At 66.2% G+C, this 15,392-nt stretch carries 14 protein-coding genes; 4 read left to right on the top strand and 10 right to left on the bottom strand.

The window, feature by feature from the left end:
- Positions 1–175 precede the first annotated feature (175 nt).
- On the top strand, positions 176–2,518 hold the full coding sequence (locus tag OMP43_RS08450; RefSeq protein ID WP_280279266.1) for a TonB-dependent receptor: 2,343 nt from the start codon (positions 176–178) through the stop codon (positions 2,516–2,518).
- A gap of 34 nt (positions 2,519–2,552) precedes the next feature.
- Positions 2,553–2,726 (top strand): hypothetical protein, encoded by a 174-nt coding sequence (locus OMP43_RS08445; RefSeq protein ID WP_280279265.1) that lies wholly within the window; start codon positions 2,553–2,555, stop codon positions 2,724–2,726.
- Here the strand turns inward: OMP43_RS08445 and OMP43_RS08440 are convergent.
- From OMP43_RS08440 to mgtA, 4 genes are all read right to left on the bottom strand, one after another.
- A complete protein-coding gene (locus tag OMP43_RS08440) occupies positions 2,723–3,337 on the bottom strand; it encodes a response regulator (protein WP_280279264.1) in 615 nt (204 codons plus the stop codon). The two genes, OMP43_RS08445 and OMP43_RS08440, sit on opposite strands and share 4 nt — an antisense overlap.
- Entirely contained in the window at positions 3,334–4,422 is a 1,089-nt protein-coding gene (locus tag OMP43_RS08435) for an ATP-binding protein (RefSeq protein WP_280279263.1), read from the bottom strand. Before OMP43_RS08435 ends, OMP43_RS08440 begins: the two co-directional genes overlap by 4 nt.
- 146 nt (positions 4,423–4,568) lie before the next feature.
- Positions 4,569–4,865, bottom strand: coding sequence for a hypothetical protein (locus tag OMP43_RS08430; RefSeq protein ID WP_280279262.1), 297 nt, complete (start codon positions 4,863–4,865; stop codon positions 4,569–4,571).
- Positions 4,856–7,570 (bottom strand): magnesium-translocating P-type ATPase, encoded by a 2,715-nt coding sequence (gene mgtA, locus OMP43_RS08425; protein ID WP_280279261.1) that lies wholly within the window; start codon positions 7,568–7,570, stop codon positions 4,856–4,858. The genes OMP43_RS08430 and mgtA overlap by 10 nt, the downstream gene beginning before the upstream one ends.
- A 646-nt stretch (positions 7,571–8,216) precedes the next feature.
- Between mgtA and hutC the strand changes: the two genes are divergently transcribed.
- Entirely contained in the window at positions 8,217–8,927 is a 711-nt protein-coding gene (hutC, locus tag OMP43_RS08420; RefSeq protein WP_280279260.1) for a histidine utilization repressor, read from the top strand.
- A gap of 6 nt (positions 8,928–8,933) precedes the next feature.
- Here the strand turns inward: hutC and OMP43_RS08415 are convergent, their stop codons facing one another.
- The 4 genes from OMP43_RS08415 to OMP43_RS08400 all read right to left on the bottom strand — a co-directional run bounded on the left by OMP43_RS08415 (position 8,934) and on the right by OMP43_RS08400 (position 13,856).
- On the bottom strand, positions 8,934–9,650 hold the full coding sequence (locus OMP43_RS08415) for a PepSY domain-containing protein (protein WP_280279259.1): 717 nt from the start codon (positions 9,648–9,650) through the stop codon (positions 8,934–8,936).
- Positions 9,650–10,360: a hypothetical protein gene (locus tag OMP43_RS08410; protein ID WP_280279258.1), complete on the bottom strand. Its 711-nt coding sequence runs from the start codon at positions 10,358–10,360 to the stop codon at positions 9,650–9,652. The genes OMP43_RS08415 and OMP43_RS08410 overlap by 1 nt, the downstream gene beginning before the upstream one ends.
- Positions 10,361–10,364: 4 nt before the next feature.
- A complete protein-coding gene (locus OMP43_RS08405; RefSeq protein WP_280279257.1) occupies positions 10,365–13,070 on the bottom strand; it encodes a TonB-dependent receptor in 2,706 nt (901 codons plus the stop codon).
- A 318-nt stretch (positions 13,071–13,388) separates the two neighbouring features.
- Entirely contained in the window at positions 13,389–13,856 is a 468-nt protein-coding gene (locus OMP43_RS08400) for an ester cyclase (RefSeq protein WP_280279256.1), read from the bottom strand.
- Between the two features lie 24 nt (positions 13,857–13,880).
- On the opposite strand from OMP43_RS08400, the gene OMP43_RS08395 reads away from it, so the two are divergent.
- A complete protein-coding gene (locus OMP43_RS08395; protein ID WP_280279255.1) occupies positions 13,881–14,213 on the top strand; it encodes a hypothetical protein in 333 nt (110 codons plus the stop codon).
- Between the two features lie 2 nt (positions 14,214–14,215).
- On the opposite strand, the gene OMP43_RS08390 is transcribed toward OMP43_RS08395, so the two are convergent.
- Positions 14,216–14,962, bottom strand: coding sequence for a gamma-glutamylcyclotransferase (locus OMP43_RS08390; RefSeq protein ID WP_280279254.1), 747 nt, complete (start codon positions 14,960–14,962; stop codon positions 14,216–14,218).
- Between the two features lie 55 nt (positions 14,963–15,017).
- The gene (locus tag OMP43_RS08385) at positions 15,018–15,365 is read right to left on the bottom strand and encodes an Ada metal-binding domain-containing protein (protein WP_280279253.1); all 348 of its coding nucleotides are present in this window, start codon (positions 15,363–15,365) and stop codon (positions 15,018–15,020) included.
- Positions 15,366–15,392 lie beyond the last annotated feature (27 nt).

Raw genomic sequence — 15,392 nt, 5'->3', positions numbered from 1 at the left:
ATCGCCTTCGCCTTCCGGGCCGTTCCCGAGGGGGCAAGAATGCGCAACGCCTGATTTCATCGCCGCCAGCGCGCCGCCGGCGGCGGTCGCGAAACCTGTTTCCTACCCACGCCTCATCATCTGCCGTTCGCGCGGCGGACGGATGGCGCGTGCGCCGTTTTAAGAAAGAATTCCCGTGCTCCCATTCTCGAAAATCCTCATCCATTGCGGTCGATCGGCGCTGGCGATCGGCCTGATCGGCGGTGTCGCCGCGCCGGCCCGGGCGCAGACATCCGATGCGGTGACCGCGCCGGCCGCGGAACCCCAGCTGGACGCGGAGATCACCGTGACCGCGACGCGCGCGGCGCACTCCGACGGCACGAAGCGCCCGGTCGAGGCAGGCGATTATGCCCTTACCAAAAGCGACTGGTCCGACGTGCTGTCCGGCAGCAGCGCCCTGGCGCTGGTCAAGAATCTGCCGGGCGTAACCTTCACGTCGACCGATGCCTATGGTCTCGATCTGTCCGATGGCTTTCTGCTGGTGCGCGGGTTCCGCCAGAACGAGCTGGCGATCACCTTCGAGGGGGTTCCGCTGAACGACGGCAGCTATGGCAGCGTAACCGGAACCGCGCCGCTCAACATCGGTGTCGCCGGCAATATCGATTCGGTCAGGATATCGCCCGGCTCCGCCGCGGTGAGCACCTTCTCGAACACCGGAAATGGCGGCGAGATGCTCTACGCCATCGCGGATCCCAAGGCCGATTTCGCGATCGAGATGACGCAGGGCGTCGGCGGGGATCATAGCCTGGTGAGCAGCGCCACGGTCAATACCGGCCGGATCGGCGAGGCGGGGCCGCGAATGCTGTTCGGCATCGAGCGGATATCCAAGGACAAATATACCGGCGCCGGAACCCAATATATGCTGCGCGCCAACGCCAAGCTCGTTCAGGACCTGCCCTGGGGCGATCTCACCGCCTTCTTCTCCTTCGCCCGCGCCGAGATCTGGGGCTACAACAACACATCCTTCGACATGCTGGCCAAGCTCGGCTGGAACGGGACCGACATCCTCTATCCGAACTATGCGCGTGCCGTCTTCATTGCCGGGCCCGAGAATGCGAACAAGTCGTGCGGAGCGTATAGCTGTGGGGAACTGGCGTCGCTCATCCCCTATGACACGGGCCAGGCGACCGACGATTTCGTCGGAAACGTCACTCATCGCTTCAACCTGACGGAGCGGCTCTCCGGAAGCGTGATGGGCTATGCCGCGATCGGCAAGTCGGACATCGAGATCTCGGATGTCTCGACGCCCTCGCAAACCGGCGCGCCATTCTCGTCCCAGGTCTGGCAGACCCGCCCGCGGCGTTTCGGGAGCGCGGCGAACCTTGGCTGGAAGGGCGGGGGCCACACCGTCTCCGTCGGCGTCTGGGTGGAGCGCGGCTCGTCCACCTCGCGTTTCGCCTATTATGATCAGCCGCTGCCGGGGCAGGGCGCGCCGCTGCGGGCGATCGGACCCTATGATGTCTATGGGCCAGCCTTTCAGATCGCCAATGACTCGCGCTGGAGGACCGATTCCTTCCAGCTCTATGTGCGGGACGTCTTCAAGCCCAGCGAGACCGTGACGATCGATGCCGGTTTCAAATCGGTGGATTTCTCGACCAGGGGCGGCGGCATCGGCCCGGACCGCGCGCCGAACGGGACGCTGAGGACCACCGATCCGTTCCTGCCGCATCTGTCGATCGACTGGCATCCGGATGGCCGCACCTCGCTCTATCTCGATATCGCCAAGACGGCGGTGGGCTATCGCGTGTCGTCGCGCGGCAATATCGGGCCGGTGTCTTCCGCCTGGGCCGCCGACAGCCAGGAACTGTTCGATGCGGCGCGTGCCACGCTCAAGCCGGAGAAGGACTGGAACTTCACGATTGGCGGATATCACCGGCTCGGCGCGCTGAGCATCAATGTCGACGCCTATTACGGCATCATCCTCAATCGCCTGCTCAATGGAACGAGCGGCCCGCAATTCAATCCGGTGCGCACCGTCGGAGTGGTGCCGCGATCCGAGCTGCTCGGAGCGGATGCGATCATCGACCTGAAACCCGCCGCCTGGCTGGACATCTCGCAGTCCGTTTCGGTCAGCAAGCTGCGCTACGCCGATGATCTGGTGGTGGCGGGGGAGGCGACACCGCTGAAGGGGCATTTCCAGCCGGGCTATCCGGGGGTCTCGCTGATTTCCCAGGTCTCGGCGAAGCGCGGCCGGTTCGAGGCGGGGGCAACCAGCACGCTCTATCTCGACGATCCCTTCACCTACAGCAACGACATATATGTGCCCGCCTATTGGCAAGTGAACGCACACGCGTCGTACCGGCTGCCGAAGCGCGCCGGCATGCCGGAGCTGCTGTTCCGCCTGGATGTCACCAATGCCCTTGACCGGAACAACATCGGCTCCGTGGGGATCGGGGGCTATTCGGTTTCGGGCGACTATCAGACGTTCATGCGGGCCGCGCCGCGCACCGTCCTGTTCAGCATGAACGCGAAGATCTGACACCGGGAGAACGGCCATGCCACCAGATCACCCTATGCCGATGCCACTGAAGCTCCGGCTGCGATTGCGATTGCTGGCCGGCATGGAGGTCCTGTTGCTGCCCCATCGCCGAAGAAGCCGCGCGGCGGCGGACCTGCTGGCATGGATCGATGCCGAACATGTCCGCATCCATCATGCGGTCCGTCGCGACCGGAGCAGCCGGCCCTAGGCGTGGATGCGATCGAAGGCGCGGACGAGATCGGGCAGCGTCCGCGCCTCCATCTTGCGCATCATGTTGCCGCGGCGGACCTTTACCGTGATCTCGCTCAGCCCGAGCTCGGCGGCGACCTGCTTGTTGAGCAATCCGCGCACCACCAGCCGCGCCACCTCGCGCTCACCCGGGGAGAGCGCTTCCCACAATTGCCGCACATGCCGCGTTTCCGCCGCCGTCGCGCGGCGCGCGCGATCGATCTCGATGCCGCGATTGATCGCGTCGAGCAGGTCCTGATCGCGGAACGGCTTGGTGAGAAACTCGATCGCGCCGTCCTTCATCGCGCGAACGCTCATCGCGATATCGCCATGGCCGGTGATCATCACCGTCGGCAGGGCGGTGCCGCGTTCGGCCATATGGGCGAGGAACGCCATCCCGCTATGCCCCGGCATCCTGACGTCGAGCACGAGGCACGACGGCACCTCCGCGCGCGCCGCGCCGACGAATTCCTGCACCGAGGCGAACGAGCGCGAAGCGAGCGCGACGGACGACAGCAGATCCTCCAGCGCTTCGCGGACGGAGCCGTCATCGTCGACGATATAGACGATCGGGGATTCGGGATCGGTCATGTTCCGGCTTCCTCCGCGCCATCGACCGGCGCGACCGGCAGGGTGAACAACAGGGCCGCGCCGTCCAGCTCGCTTTCCTCGACCCAGATGCGGCCGCCATTGGCCTCGACGATCGCGCGGCTGATGGTGAGCCCGAGCCCGATGCCGTCCTGCTTGGTGGTCCAGAAGGCATCGAACAGCCGCTCCGCTTCCTGACCACGAAAGCCGATGCCGGAATCCGCAACCTCGAGCGTAACGCTCGACCCGTCCGGGGCGAGGGAGGCGATCACCTCTATCTCATGCCCGCGCGCCGGATCCGCCATCACGGCGTCGATGGCGTTGAGCAGCAGATTGCCGACGACCTGGCCGATCTGCACCCGATCGCCAAAGACCCGCGGCAGGCCTTCCGGCAGGTAGAGCCGCAGCAATATGCCGTTGCGATCAATCTGTCCGCGCGCCAGTCCGACGATCTCCTGCACCAGCGTGCCGAGATCGAATGCTCCACGTATCGGCGACTTGCCGCTGGCAAGGCCCCGCACGCGCGCTATCACCTCGCTGGCGCGGTTGGCTTCCGCGACGATCCGTTCGGCGGCGCGCTCCGCCTTTTCGATATTGGGAGGATCGGCGGCCAGCCAGCGCCGGCACGCCCCGGCGCTCGTCATCACTGCGGCGAGGGGCTGGTTCACTTCGTGCGCGATCGAAGCGGTGAGTTCCCCCAGGCTCGTCACTCGCGCGATGCGGGTGAGCCGCTCGCGCGCGTCGTGGATCGCGGCCTCCGCCGCGACCAGCTTGAGCGAGAGATAGGTGGTCACCGCGATCGCGACGAGGCTGATCCCGGTGTTGATGATGCCGACCTCGTACAGCCCGGAATGGGTGAGCGTGAAGCTGATCACCGTCAGCGCCCCGCAGGCCGATGCCAGGATGACGACCGATCGGGGGCGCATCCAGCGCGTGGCGAGCAGGATCACCGCGACGTAGAATACCGCCGCGGCAATGGCGTAGTTGGTCACGGTATCGACGACGAAGATCGCGGCGATCGCGGCGACCAGCAGGGCGATCCTGATTGCCGGCCCGCGCTCCGGGCCGCTTCCGAGCCGCCGCGTCACGACATTGTGCCTGAGTTCATCGCGAAGCCTTCGGGTATGCCTGCGCCGTGCGTGTCGACTTCCTTCTCTATGCCGCGCGGATCGCTTGCCGTCGATCATTCTGCGCCGTCCGCTGCGGCGGCGCCCCGGAAAGCCCGTCCGCATGGTCATCCGCTCCTGCGCAGGATGCCGAGGGCAGCCTGTTGAAGACGATGGCAGAAGCGCGAGGCGTGCAGCCATTGCCGCCGGGAGATCGCGCCGCGCCGGGCGAGCATCGCGGCCATGGCGAGCAGGTGCATCGCGCCGGTGACCATCGCCCAGGCGACCAGTCGGGCCAGGCGCGCCCGCCACGAGGGTTCGGGCGGGGGCCCGGATCCCTCGGGTCGTCCGCCCGGGCCATTGTCGTGCCAGTCTTCCTGCGGGAAGGGGGCCCGGAACGCCAAGGCACCGCGATTCAGAACCATTGCCCGAACCGCCGGATGTAGAGCGCCTTCATCGATTGGGCGACGATGCAATAGCTCAGCAGGATGCCGGCCAGCCAGGGGAAATACTGCCAGGGCAGCGGCTGAAACCCCACCATCGCCCCGAGCGCGGAGAAGGGGAGAAACACGCCGAGCGCGCAGATCAGCGCCGTCATCACCAATACCGGCAACGCCGCGACGCTCTGCAGGAAAGGGATGCGCTGGGTGCGCAGCATGTGTACCACCAGCGTCTGCGACAACAGCCCTTCGACGAACCAGCCCGACTGGAACAGCGATTGATGCTCGGGCGAATTGGCGCCGAATACGAACCACAGCAGCGCAAAGGTGGTCACGTCGAAGATCGACGAGGTCGGCCCGATCCACAGCATGAAACGCCCGATATTGCGCGCGTCCCACTTGCGCGGACGCATGAGGAACTCGCGGTCCATCCTGTCCCACGGCAATGCGAGCTGAGACACATCGTACATCAGATTCTGGATCAGGATCTGAATCGCCAGCATCGGCAGGAACGGGATGAAGGCGCTGGCGATCAGCACCGAGAAGACGTTCCCGAAATTCGAGCTGGCCGTCATGTTGAGATACTTGATGATGTTGCCGAAGGTCTCCCGTCCCTTCAGCACGCCTTCCTCCAGCACCATCAGGCTCTTTTCGAGCAGGATGATATCGGCCGATTCCTTCGCGATGTCGGTGCCGCTGTCGACGGAGATGCCGACATCGGCGTCCCGCAGCGCGGGGGCGTCGTTGATCCCGTCGCCGAGGAAGCCGACGGTATGGCCATTCGCCTGCAATGCCTTGAGCACCCGCGATTTCTGGAGCGGGGTAAGCTTGGCGAAGATCGTCCGCTCGTCGACCAGCCTGCGCAGCCGGGCATCGTCGAGTGCTTCGATCTCGCGCCCGAGCAGCGGCTGACCCGGCTCCAGCCCCACCTCGCGGCAGATGCGCGCGGTGACCACTTCATTGTCGCCGGTCAGCACCTTCACCACCACGCCATGCGCGGCGAGCGCGGCGAGCGCCGGCGCGGCGCTTTCCTTCGGCGGGTCGAGAAAGGTTAGGAAGCCCTCGACGATGAGGTCGCGCTCGTCCGCGATCCCGTAGAGCGGCTTGCGCTCGTCCCGCGGCACCCGCCGCGTCGCGACCACCAGAACGCGGAAACCCTCCGCGTTCATGGCGCGGGCGCGGGCGATCAGCGCATGGCGCTCCTCGTCGCCGAGCGGACGCACCGCGCCGCCATCGCGGATGGCGTGCGCGATGCCGAGCATTTCCTCCACCGCGCCCTTGCAGACGATCAGCTGCCGGCCCGCGGCGTCCTCGACCACCACTGAAAGGCGGCGGCGGACGAAATCGAACGGCAGCTCGTCGATCTTGCGATAGCTCTCGACCGGGCGGATCACGTCCGGCAATTCGCTTGCGAAGCGGAGCACCGCCTGATCCATCAGGTTGCGCACGCCGCTCTGGTGGTGGCTGTTGATCCAGGCATGGCGCAGCACGGCTTCGTCGCGCTCGCCATGGATATCGAGATGCTGCTCGAGGATGATGCGATCCTGGGTCAGCGTGCCGGTCTTGTCGGTACACAGCACGTCCATCGCGCCGAAATTCTGGATCGCGTTGAGCCGCTTCACCACAACCTTGCGCCGCGCCATGGCCACCGCGCCCTTGGCGAGATTCGACGAGACGATCATCGGCAGCATTTCGGGCGTGAGGCCGACCGCGACGGCGAGGGCGAACAGGAAGGCGTTGGTCCAGTCGCCCTTGGTGAACCCGTTGATCAGCAGCACCACCGGCACCATCACCAGCATGAACCGGATCAGAAGCCAGCTGACCGAGTTCACGCCGCGATCGAACGCGGTTTCCGCCCGCGAGCCGACGATCGCCTTGGCCAGCGAGCCGAAATAGGTCCTCGCCCCGGTCGCGACGACGATTGCGGTCGCGGTGCCGCTCACGACATTGGTGCCCATGAAGCAGATCGTCGGCAGGTCGAGCGCATTGGCGTCGTCGTCGGCCGCGGCGGTGGCCGATTTGCCGGCCACCGCGCCCAGGGTGTCGTATTTTTCCACCGGCAGCGCCTCGCCGGTCAGCGCGGCCTGGCTGACGAACAGGTCGCGCGATTCGAGCAGGCGTATGTCGGCGGGTATCATGTCGCCGGCGGAAAGCTGGACGATGTCGCCGACGACGATCGCCGCCATCGGAATCTCGCCCGTGTGCGGCTCGGCATCTTCATTGCTGCGCCGCCGCACCGTGGCGGTGGTGCGCACCATCGCCTTCAACGCATCGGCGGCCTTGCCCGAGCGATATTCCTGCCAGAAGCGCAGCAACGCGCTCAATATCACCATCGTCACGATGATGACGACGCCGGTATAGTCCGCGGCCTCGCCGTTGCGCAGCGGAATGATGATGTCGGTTATCGACGAGATCGCCGCCAGCGTCATCAGCACCGCGATGAAGGGATTGGCGAAGGCATGCAGGAGCTGAACGGATACGGGCGGCCGGCGATCATGCGCTACTTCGTTCGGCCCATCCTTGGCCAGGCGCGCTGCCGCCTCCGCCTCGGTCAGTCCGTCGCCGCTGGCGCGGAAATTGGTCAGCGTCGTCCCCACGCTGTTGCGCGCCTCGCGGATCGCGCGCACCGATAGCCTGGGATCGCGGGGCCGTTTGGGCGCGCCCGGCGGGGCCTTCGTCATCAGGGTCATGTCGTCTTCCTGGCTTTGACCAAGCGAGCTTCGTCAATGTGAGCTGCGCCGGAGCACCGCCCGGGTCCGCGCCGCGAATGCGCGTTTCCCGAGCCGGCTCGCTGCGGCGGAATTGGGTTGTCGGGGATACGCTTTCGTGCATCGGCGGCGCGACGGCGCGGATTGCCGCTCTGGCGGCCTGGCGGCGGGGCACGGATGCGTTCCGCTTCAAGGGATGTTCATGCCGGCACCTCGCTGTGGCGCGACCGCGCCGCCAGCAGGAAGCCGAACCTCAGCTCCGACCAGACGGCGACAGTGGCGCGGTTTCTCGACTACTGTCGCATTGCATGGTTGTTGGTTCCTCGGTGCGATCCGAAGCGAAGCCAGCCCGGGATTGCAGCATGCGACTTAGGTTCCGGCAGGGCGATCAGCTAGAGATACCAACGGCGTCGCCGCTATCTCTTGGTCGCCTCGGTCTATACGAAGGTATAACCAGCCGCCCCGCGGGTCGGGATGCGCCGGAGCCCGGAGCCATCCACCGTGAAAAGCCACCATTTCGGGGACGCGCCATGGCGCTCCGCCGCGAGCGTTATATACAGCTTCGATGGATCACGCCGAAGCACTCCCCCGGGATTCCCATGAAATCGAGGAAGCCCCGGCAAGCGATGTGCCGGAACCCCGCTACCGCGAGATCAAGCGGTCGATCATCGGATTGGTCCGCTCCGGCAAGCTGAAGCCGGGCGATCGGGTGGCTTCCGAAGCGGAGATCGTCGAGCAGTTCGGCGTGTCGCGGATGACTGCGAACCGCGCATTGCGCGAGCTGACCGGTGCCGGCTTCCTGACGCGCCGCGCCGGTGCGGGCACGTTCGTTGCGGATCCCAAGCCGATCGGCCACATGATCGAGATCCGCAACATCGCCGATGAGGTGCGCGCGCGCGGGCACAGCTACAGGGCGCGGGTGCTGCGCAACGAAGCGATCAAGGCCGATGCCGCGCATGCGGCGCTGCTCGACGTTCGGGTGGGCACGCGGCTGTTCCACAGCCTGATCGTTCATCACGAGGCCGATTTCCCGCTGCAGCTGGAGGACCGGCTGGTGCTGGCGTCGATGGCGCCCGGCTATGGCGACATGGATTTCCGCCTGCAGACTCCCAATGAATATCTGACTCGCATCGCGCCGATCGCCCGGGTGGAGCATCGGGTGACCGCCGAGATGCCCGATCCCGGGGTGCGTGCGGTGCTCGGCATGCAGGCGGACGATCCCGTCCTGGTGATGCACCGCCGGACCTGGAGCGGGAAGCGGCTGGTTTCGCACGCAATGCTCACGCACCCGGCGAGCCGCTACGCGCTGACCGCCACCTTCGAGGTCAAGCTCGACTGAACCGGGTCAGCGCATGGCGGGCTTGCGGCGGCGCAGCCAGCGGAAGTCGGATTTCCGGAAGCTCTTGAACAGCAGATAGAAGCCGGTGCCCGACAGCCACAGCACTCCGAAGGCGACGAGGATGATCAGCGGGTGGTTGAAGCTGGTCCGGCTGGCATAGTCCATGTTGTGGAGCATCCAGAAGAAGTCCCAGGTGCGCCAGGTGTCGCCGCGAGTGACGAGGTGCCGGCCGGTCGTCGCCGAGACATAGATGCTGGAATGCTCGGCGTCGCCAAGGTCGATGCGCCACATCGGCGCGGCATGCTCGCGCGCTTCCAGATTCGGTCGCTCGAGCAGAGTGGTGCGCAGGACCGGCGCGGTGGCGCCTTCACCGGCGATCGCGACGGCACGGGGGCCATCGATACGCACCGGCGCGCCCGACCGGGCATCGACGAGCCGGACGCCCGCTGCCGTGGTCAACTCATAGACGGGTGTTCCGGCCAGGTCGCGCAGCGCCATGCCGCTGACCGCCTGCACCCCCGCGATCCGGGCGGGGGCGATCAGCCCGTCGGTCGCGACGGGCATGACGTGCGCCGCCGGGCCGTCATGGCCGCCGACGGCGTCCGCGTCGAGCAACGCCATCATCGAGCCGCTGAGCGCCCAGAGGATGAACTGGATGCCGAGCACCAGGCCGACCCATTTGTGGATGCGGCGGAACAGCAATTGGGAAAGGCGCAGGCGCATCAGATCGACTTTCGCTTCTTGCGGCGGGGAAAGGCCCAGACCAGCAGCCAGGCGCCGGTCAGCGCCATGGCGAGCGCGGTCCAGGTGGCGACGCGCAGCAGCGGGTTGTTGACGTCCGTGCGCTCGCCATAGTCCATGATGTGGAGCATCCAGGCGAAGTCGAAGACTCGCCACAACAGGTGCCGCCGGGCGAGCAGTTCGCCGGTCTGCGGCGCGATGTAGAGGGTGGGGCGGTTCCAGCCGGCGAACTCGACCTGCCAATAGGGCAGGGGGCGCTTGCCCATTTCCTGAACCGGCGCCGTGAGGCGGGTCGCGCGGACGATCTCCGCATCGCCGGTGAAGCGCGCCTTCGCGGCGGCACGAACCTCGCCCTCGCTCAATTCACCCAGGCGCGCGCCGGACCGTGCGTCGAACACTGCTACACCCGCTGCGCCCTGCACCCGCCAGGCGGGGCGGCCGAGACGGGAGATCAGCCGCACTTCGCTCGCTCCGGGCACCGCGGCTGCCGCTGCTCCCGGTGGGGACAGTCCGGCAAGTGCGACGGCGGGCGCCGGCGCGGGGCGGACGAGATGATCGCCATGGATGGTGTCGATATGGACGACCACCATGTAGAAGCCCGTGGCCGTCCAGAAGACGACCTGGACCCCGATCAGCAGCGCCAGCCATTTGTGCGTCCGCCGCACCAGTTGCGGCCATCGGATCGCGCGCATCGCGTCAGAACGCCGTGCGGAAGCCGACATAGAAACGGCGTCCGAGCAGGTCGTACGTCATCGTGTCGGTGTTTCCGTCGGTGAAGCTGGCGATATAGGGCGCCCTGGTGTCGAACAGATTGTCGACGCCCAGCTGGAAGCGGGTCTTCGCGCCGATCTCGAAGGCGAGTTGGACATTGTGATAGAAGATGTCCGGCGTGCGATAGCCGATCGCGGTCGGTGCCGCGTTGAAGTCCTGCGCCTTGCCGATCCACTGGGTCGACCAGGTAAGGGCCACGCCGTCCTGCCGGGCGGTCGCCACCCCATAGCCGCGCCATTTCGGATAGCCGCCATTGCCGCCGCCGATGCGTCCGTCGAAGACGATTGGCGCGCCGCCCGGGAAGGGCTCGACGACGTAGCGGTTCAGATAGGTGGCGTTGAGATCGACCTGCAGCTCGAGCCGGTTGAGCTTGCGGGCATAGACCAGCCCGAGATCCAGCCCGCTCATCCGCTCGCGGCCGGTGTTGATCGGCTGGGCGGAGAGATAAGTGACTTCGCCGGTCAGCGCGCTGCGGGTGAAGTCGCGGCAGAAGGGATGCGACAAATTGGCGCTGGCATAGCAGACCGCGAGCTTGGTCGAGCCGGGGATGGCGCGGATCGCACCGGCGATGTCGATGTCGAACCAGTCGGCGGTGAGCGACAGCCCGGGCACGATCCCCTTGGGCTGGAGGACGGTGCCGATGGTCCAGCTCTTCGAGGTCTCGGGCTTGAGGTTCTGGTTGCCGCCGACCGTGGTCAATATGGTGGTGCCGAGCTGGACATAGCCGGCCGGCACGCCCGAGGCGCGGCAATTGGCGACCAGGGTGGTGTTGCTGCTGCTCGAATAGCGGCTGCACGGATCGGTGGTGGTGAGATTGCCTTCGGAGACGCCGCCGAACAGTTCGGGGACGTTGGGGACGCGGAAGCCGGTGCCATAGGTGCCGCGCAGGCGCACGCCGTCGACGATCATCCAGTCGGCGCTGAGTTTGTAGTTCCAGTCGTCGCCGAACAGGTCGTAGCTCGAATAGCGGACCGCGCCGTCAAGGGTCAGCGCGCGGAACAAGGGTATGTTGGCGAGGACGGGAACCGACAGCTCGAGATAGGCTTCCTTGGCGCGGACCCGGCCCGAGATGGGGGATTGCTGGTTGGTGTTGGCCACGCCGGCAACGGTGAGCGGATCGGGATTCCGCCAGCCCTTCTCCTCGCGATAGGAAACGCCCGTCGCGAAGGATACCGCGCCCGCCGGCAGCCGGAACAGCGAGCCGTTGAGGTCGCCGGTCAGCGACAGGAGCGAGTTGCCGCCGGTATCGCGCGAGGTGAACAGGATATAGTCGAGCACCTTCGGCGTCAGGTCGCCAAAGCCGAGATAGTCCGCGCAGGGAATGGCGGCGCCGGCCGCGAAGCTGCATTTGGCGGTGTCGAGCGAGTTGCGGACATGGTCGAGATTGGCGACGTTGGTCGAACCTTCGACACCGGTGTTGCGGCCATAGGCGCCGGCCACTTCCCAGGCCCAGTCGTTGGCGAGCTTGCCGCGGAAGCCCAGCGTGCCCTGCCAGGTATCGGTCCGCTGATAGAATTCGCGGGGCCCGGGCTCGGCGAGGCGCCGCTGGATCAGCACGAGGTTCTGGCCGGTCGGGTTCGTCGGATTGGTCGCCGCGATGTTGAGGTTGCGCAGCGTCCCCGGCGTCGCGATTTGGTTCGACGTGCGGTGGGTGTAGAGGAACTCGCCGAACAGCTCGATCCGGTCGGTCAGGTCATAATCGCCGAATATCGCGGTCGAGATGCGCTCGATCGGGCTGACTGCGTAGAGGAACGGGTTCGAATTGAAATTATGCTTCGCGGCGCTGTAGGGCTCGTAGAAATTGCCGTTGCCGCCCGGGACCTGGTTGAAGTTGATCTGCTGGCCGTTCGGCAGCGCGGCGCGGCCGCCGATGGTCGAGGCGCTGTTGACGCAGCTGAGCGATCCCGGCGTGGTCTCGGCCAAGGAGCAGGGCGCGCGGGTCGCCATGTTGACCGGCTCGGTCTTCTGATAGGTGGCGGCAAGCAGGATGCCGCCGCGGCTGCCGCGCTTCCCGGCGAGCAGGTCGACCGTATAGTCGCCGCCATCGCCGCGCCCGGTGACGCCGCTGCGGCCGCTGACGCCGATGCCATTGAAATCCGCTCGCGTCACCAGATTGACGACGCCCGCCATCGCATCGGCACCGTAGATCGCCGAGGCACCGTCCTTGAGCACATCGGCACGGGCCAGGGCGACGGTGGGGATCATGTTGAGATCGGGCGAGGAGTTCGCGCCGGTTCCACCGGCGACGAGGCGGCGGTTGTTGAGCAGCACCAGCGTGCGCTTGATGCCGAGGCCGCGCAGGTTGACCTGTGCGGTGCCATAGCCGTTCCCGGTCCAATAGGCCGAGGTCTGGTTGCCCGCGAAGCCCGCATTGGCGGGCAGGCGCTGGAGCAGAGTCTCGACATTGACGATGCCGGTGCTCTCGATCTGCTCGGCGGAGACCACCGTGGCCGGCCCCACGCCGGCAATGTCCTGTCGGCGGATGCGGCTGCCGGTCACCAGGATTTCGTTTCCATTCTCGTCCTGCGCACCGGCCTGGTCGGCAGGCGGCGGTGTGTCCACGGCCTGCCCGAACGCGGGTGCGGCGGTGGAGAGAAAAGTGGCGGCGAGAAGTAAGGTCGAGAGTTTCATCGCATCCCCCGGCAATTTTGGCCCTGGGGAGGAAACAAGCATTATTTGTATATACAGGTCAACTGGATTCTACAAGTAATTTCAAATACTTATCTCGTAAATTTCTGTGCATTCCCCCGATTGAGTACGCATGGCCGGCGGGCATCCCTCAAAAAAATGACGCCGGGTTCAGAATGCTCGCCAATGCCATCGGCTTTGGCTGGCGGACGCCCGGCGACTCCGACGGGCAGCTCGTCGTGCATCATCCCGGCAATCGGGCGAGATCGAGGGGGCCCGTAGGCCCCCTCGGGAGCGGAGGTCATGCTCCGCCAGGCCGGCTCAGGCGTCCGCGGCGGCCGCGGCGGCCTCGATCAGGCCAAGCTGGGTGAGCGCGGCCACGCCGTCGTCCAGGCCGATTTCCTCGACGATCTTGCCGTCGATCACCTTGAGCACGGTGGTGCCGGTGAAGTGCATCTTGCGGCCGGTCGCCGCCGGCAGGCCGCCGACCAGGAAGTCGCTGAAGGCCGGGCCGCTATGCGTGCCGCCGCCCCGCCATTGGCCGACGACATAATCGCCTTCGGCGATCAGGTCGGCGGTGCCCCAGAAATGGAGATCGGGGAAGGCCGCGCGGAAATCGGTCATGAACGCCTTGATATCGTCGCGGCCGCGGCGCGGCGCATGCAGCGAATATTGGAGCAGCATGTCGGGCGCGGCGATCTCGTCGACTACGGCGAGGTCGACGTCCTTGCCCCAGAATTCGGTGAACCAGCGGCCGACCACGGCCTTGTTGTCTTCTTCCTTGCTCATTGCAGCAATCCTCATGGAGTTTGGGTGAAGCTCATCGACGGTGTTCGACGGCCTCGGCACCTGGCTAGGCCCCTGCCGATCGGCTCGAACTCCGGTTCTTGTCCTGAAATCGAAAAGCGATCTGCCGGCGAGCGCTCCAGGGCAGCCTTCAGGGAATGGCTCGCGGCCGGCGCGCCCGCTCGCTGTTCGCCTGCTATCTCGGTCGCGGCGGCCTGCTCGCCGATCACGATCATCACCGGCTGCATGAGCCGCGTCTCGGCAAAGGCGAAGGCATCCCAGGCGAGCGTCTTCTGCGCGTGCGAGAACGGCATGCGGGTGGCGCCGCCGGTCGCATTGCCGCCCGCGCGCGACCGCTGAGGTCAGGCAGCGAGCGCAAGGGCCCGGCTTTCCCCGATCGCGCCCGAGACCTGAAACGCGAGTCGCGCAAGGTTGCGGTCGACGATTCCGTGGCTTCGCAAGGCATCGTCGGTTCGAAAGAGATAGTCCGCGGACGTCCCCCAACTGCCGGCCGCAGTCGCAAGCCGCATGACTTGCGTGCCGGTCGGCAGATTATCGACATAGTGCGGGGCATCGCGATCGATGACGAAAGCAATTGCCCATCCAAAGGCGATGCCTTCAGCGTTCTTCACCTCCAGCCATTGCGGGATATAGCCGGCGATCAGCATCTCGCGGTTCCACAGGATCGGCAATTCCGTTTCGAGATCGGTATCGGCGATGCGATAGGCCATGCCTTCGCAGCCGCCGCCCCGATCAAGGCCAAGCGCGAGCCCCGGCCTGTCGGCCGTGCCGCGGCCAACGGGCATCGACAGGCAAAATGCGCGATGCCAGCCGTCAATCCGGGCGCGGCGCTCTTCGGCGATCCTGAGCGCGGGATTCCAGATGAGCGAACCATAGGCAAACACCCAAAGATCGCCGGACGGACGATCCCGGAGGAAAAGGCGAAGCGATGCAGACCGCTCGGCCTCGCTGGTCAATCGGATCGCAGGGTCATCCGCGGCGGCGAGCGCGCCCGCGCCACCAGCTGCGATCAGCGCGCGCGAGAGCACCGGTCGCGGCCGAGCGGCCGATGTCGCCGCACATCCCATATGGGTGGATTTCCTCGTCACCTGCCTGGCTCCCTGCATTCTCGCCGGCGGCCAGGGCGGCCGCTGCGTGCACGTTTCACTCGAGGAGGGGAGGCGGACCGACACTCCGGATCGTGCTTTTCAATCCTTCTTCGATTTGACGGCAGAAAACGGAGGCTGACGCGTTTGCTTTCCCGATAGCCTGGCCGGCCGCCTGCGCCGCGGCAGCGCTCGAATGGAAGGTCAGGTTCTGCCGCTTGGGCGTCTGGATCGGGCAGATCGGCCGGCAATGGATGCCGGTCGTCCGGACGCCGACGAACAACCGTCCGTCGAACCGGGCGTCACGCATCGACAGCGCGCGACAACAAGCATCGGCGTCCAGGATCATGGACGACAGATGGTACCGGAAGGCACCGGCTGTCTGGCGGTTTTCGGACATGGTCATTGGTCGCGCTGACGATTGCGGCAGGCG

Origin of the sequence: Sphingomonas sp. CBMAI 2297 (assembly GCF_029870595.1) — a bacterium.
Lineage (GTDB): Bacteria > Pseudomonadota > Alphaproteobacteria > Sphingomonadales > Sphingomonadaceae > Sphingomonas.
This window is presented reverse-complemented; position numbering and strand designations above follow the sequence as displayed.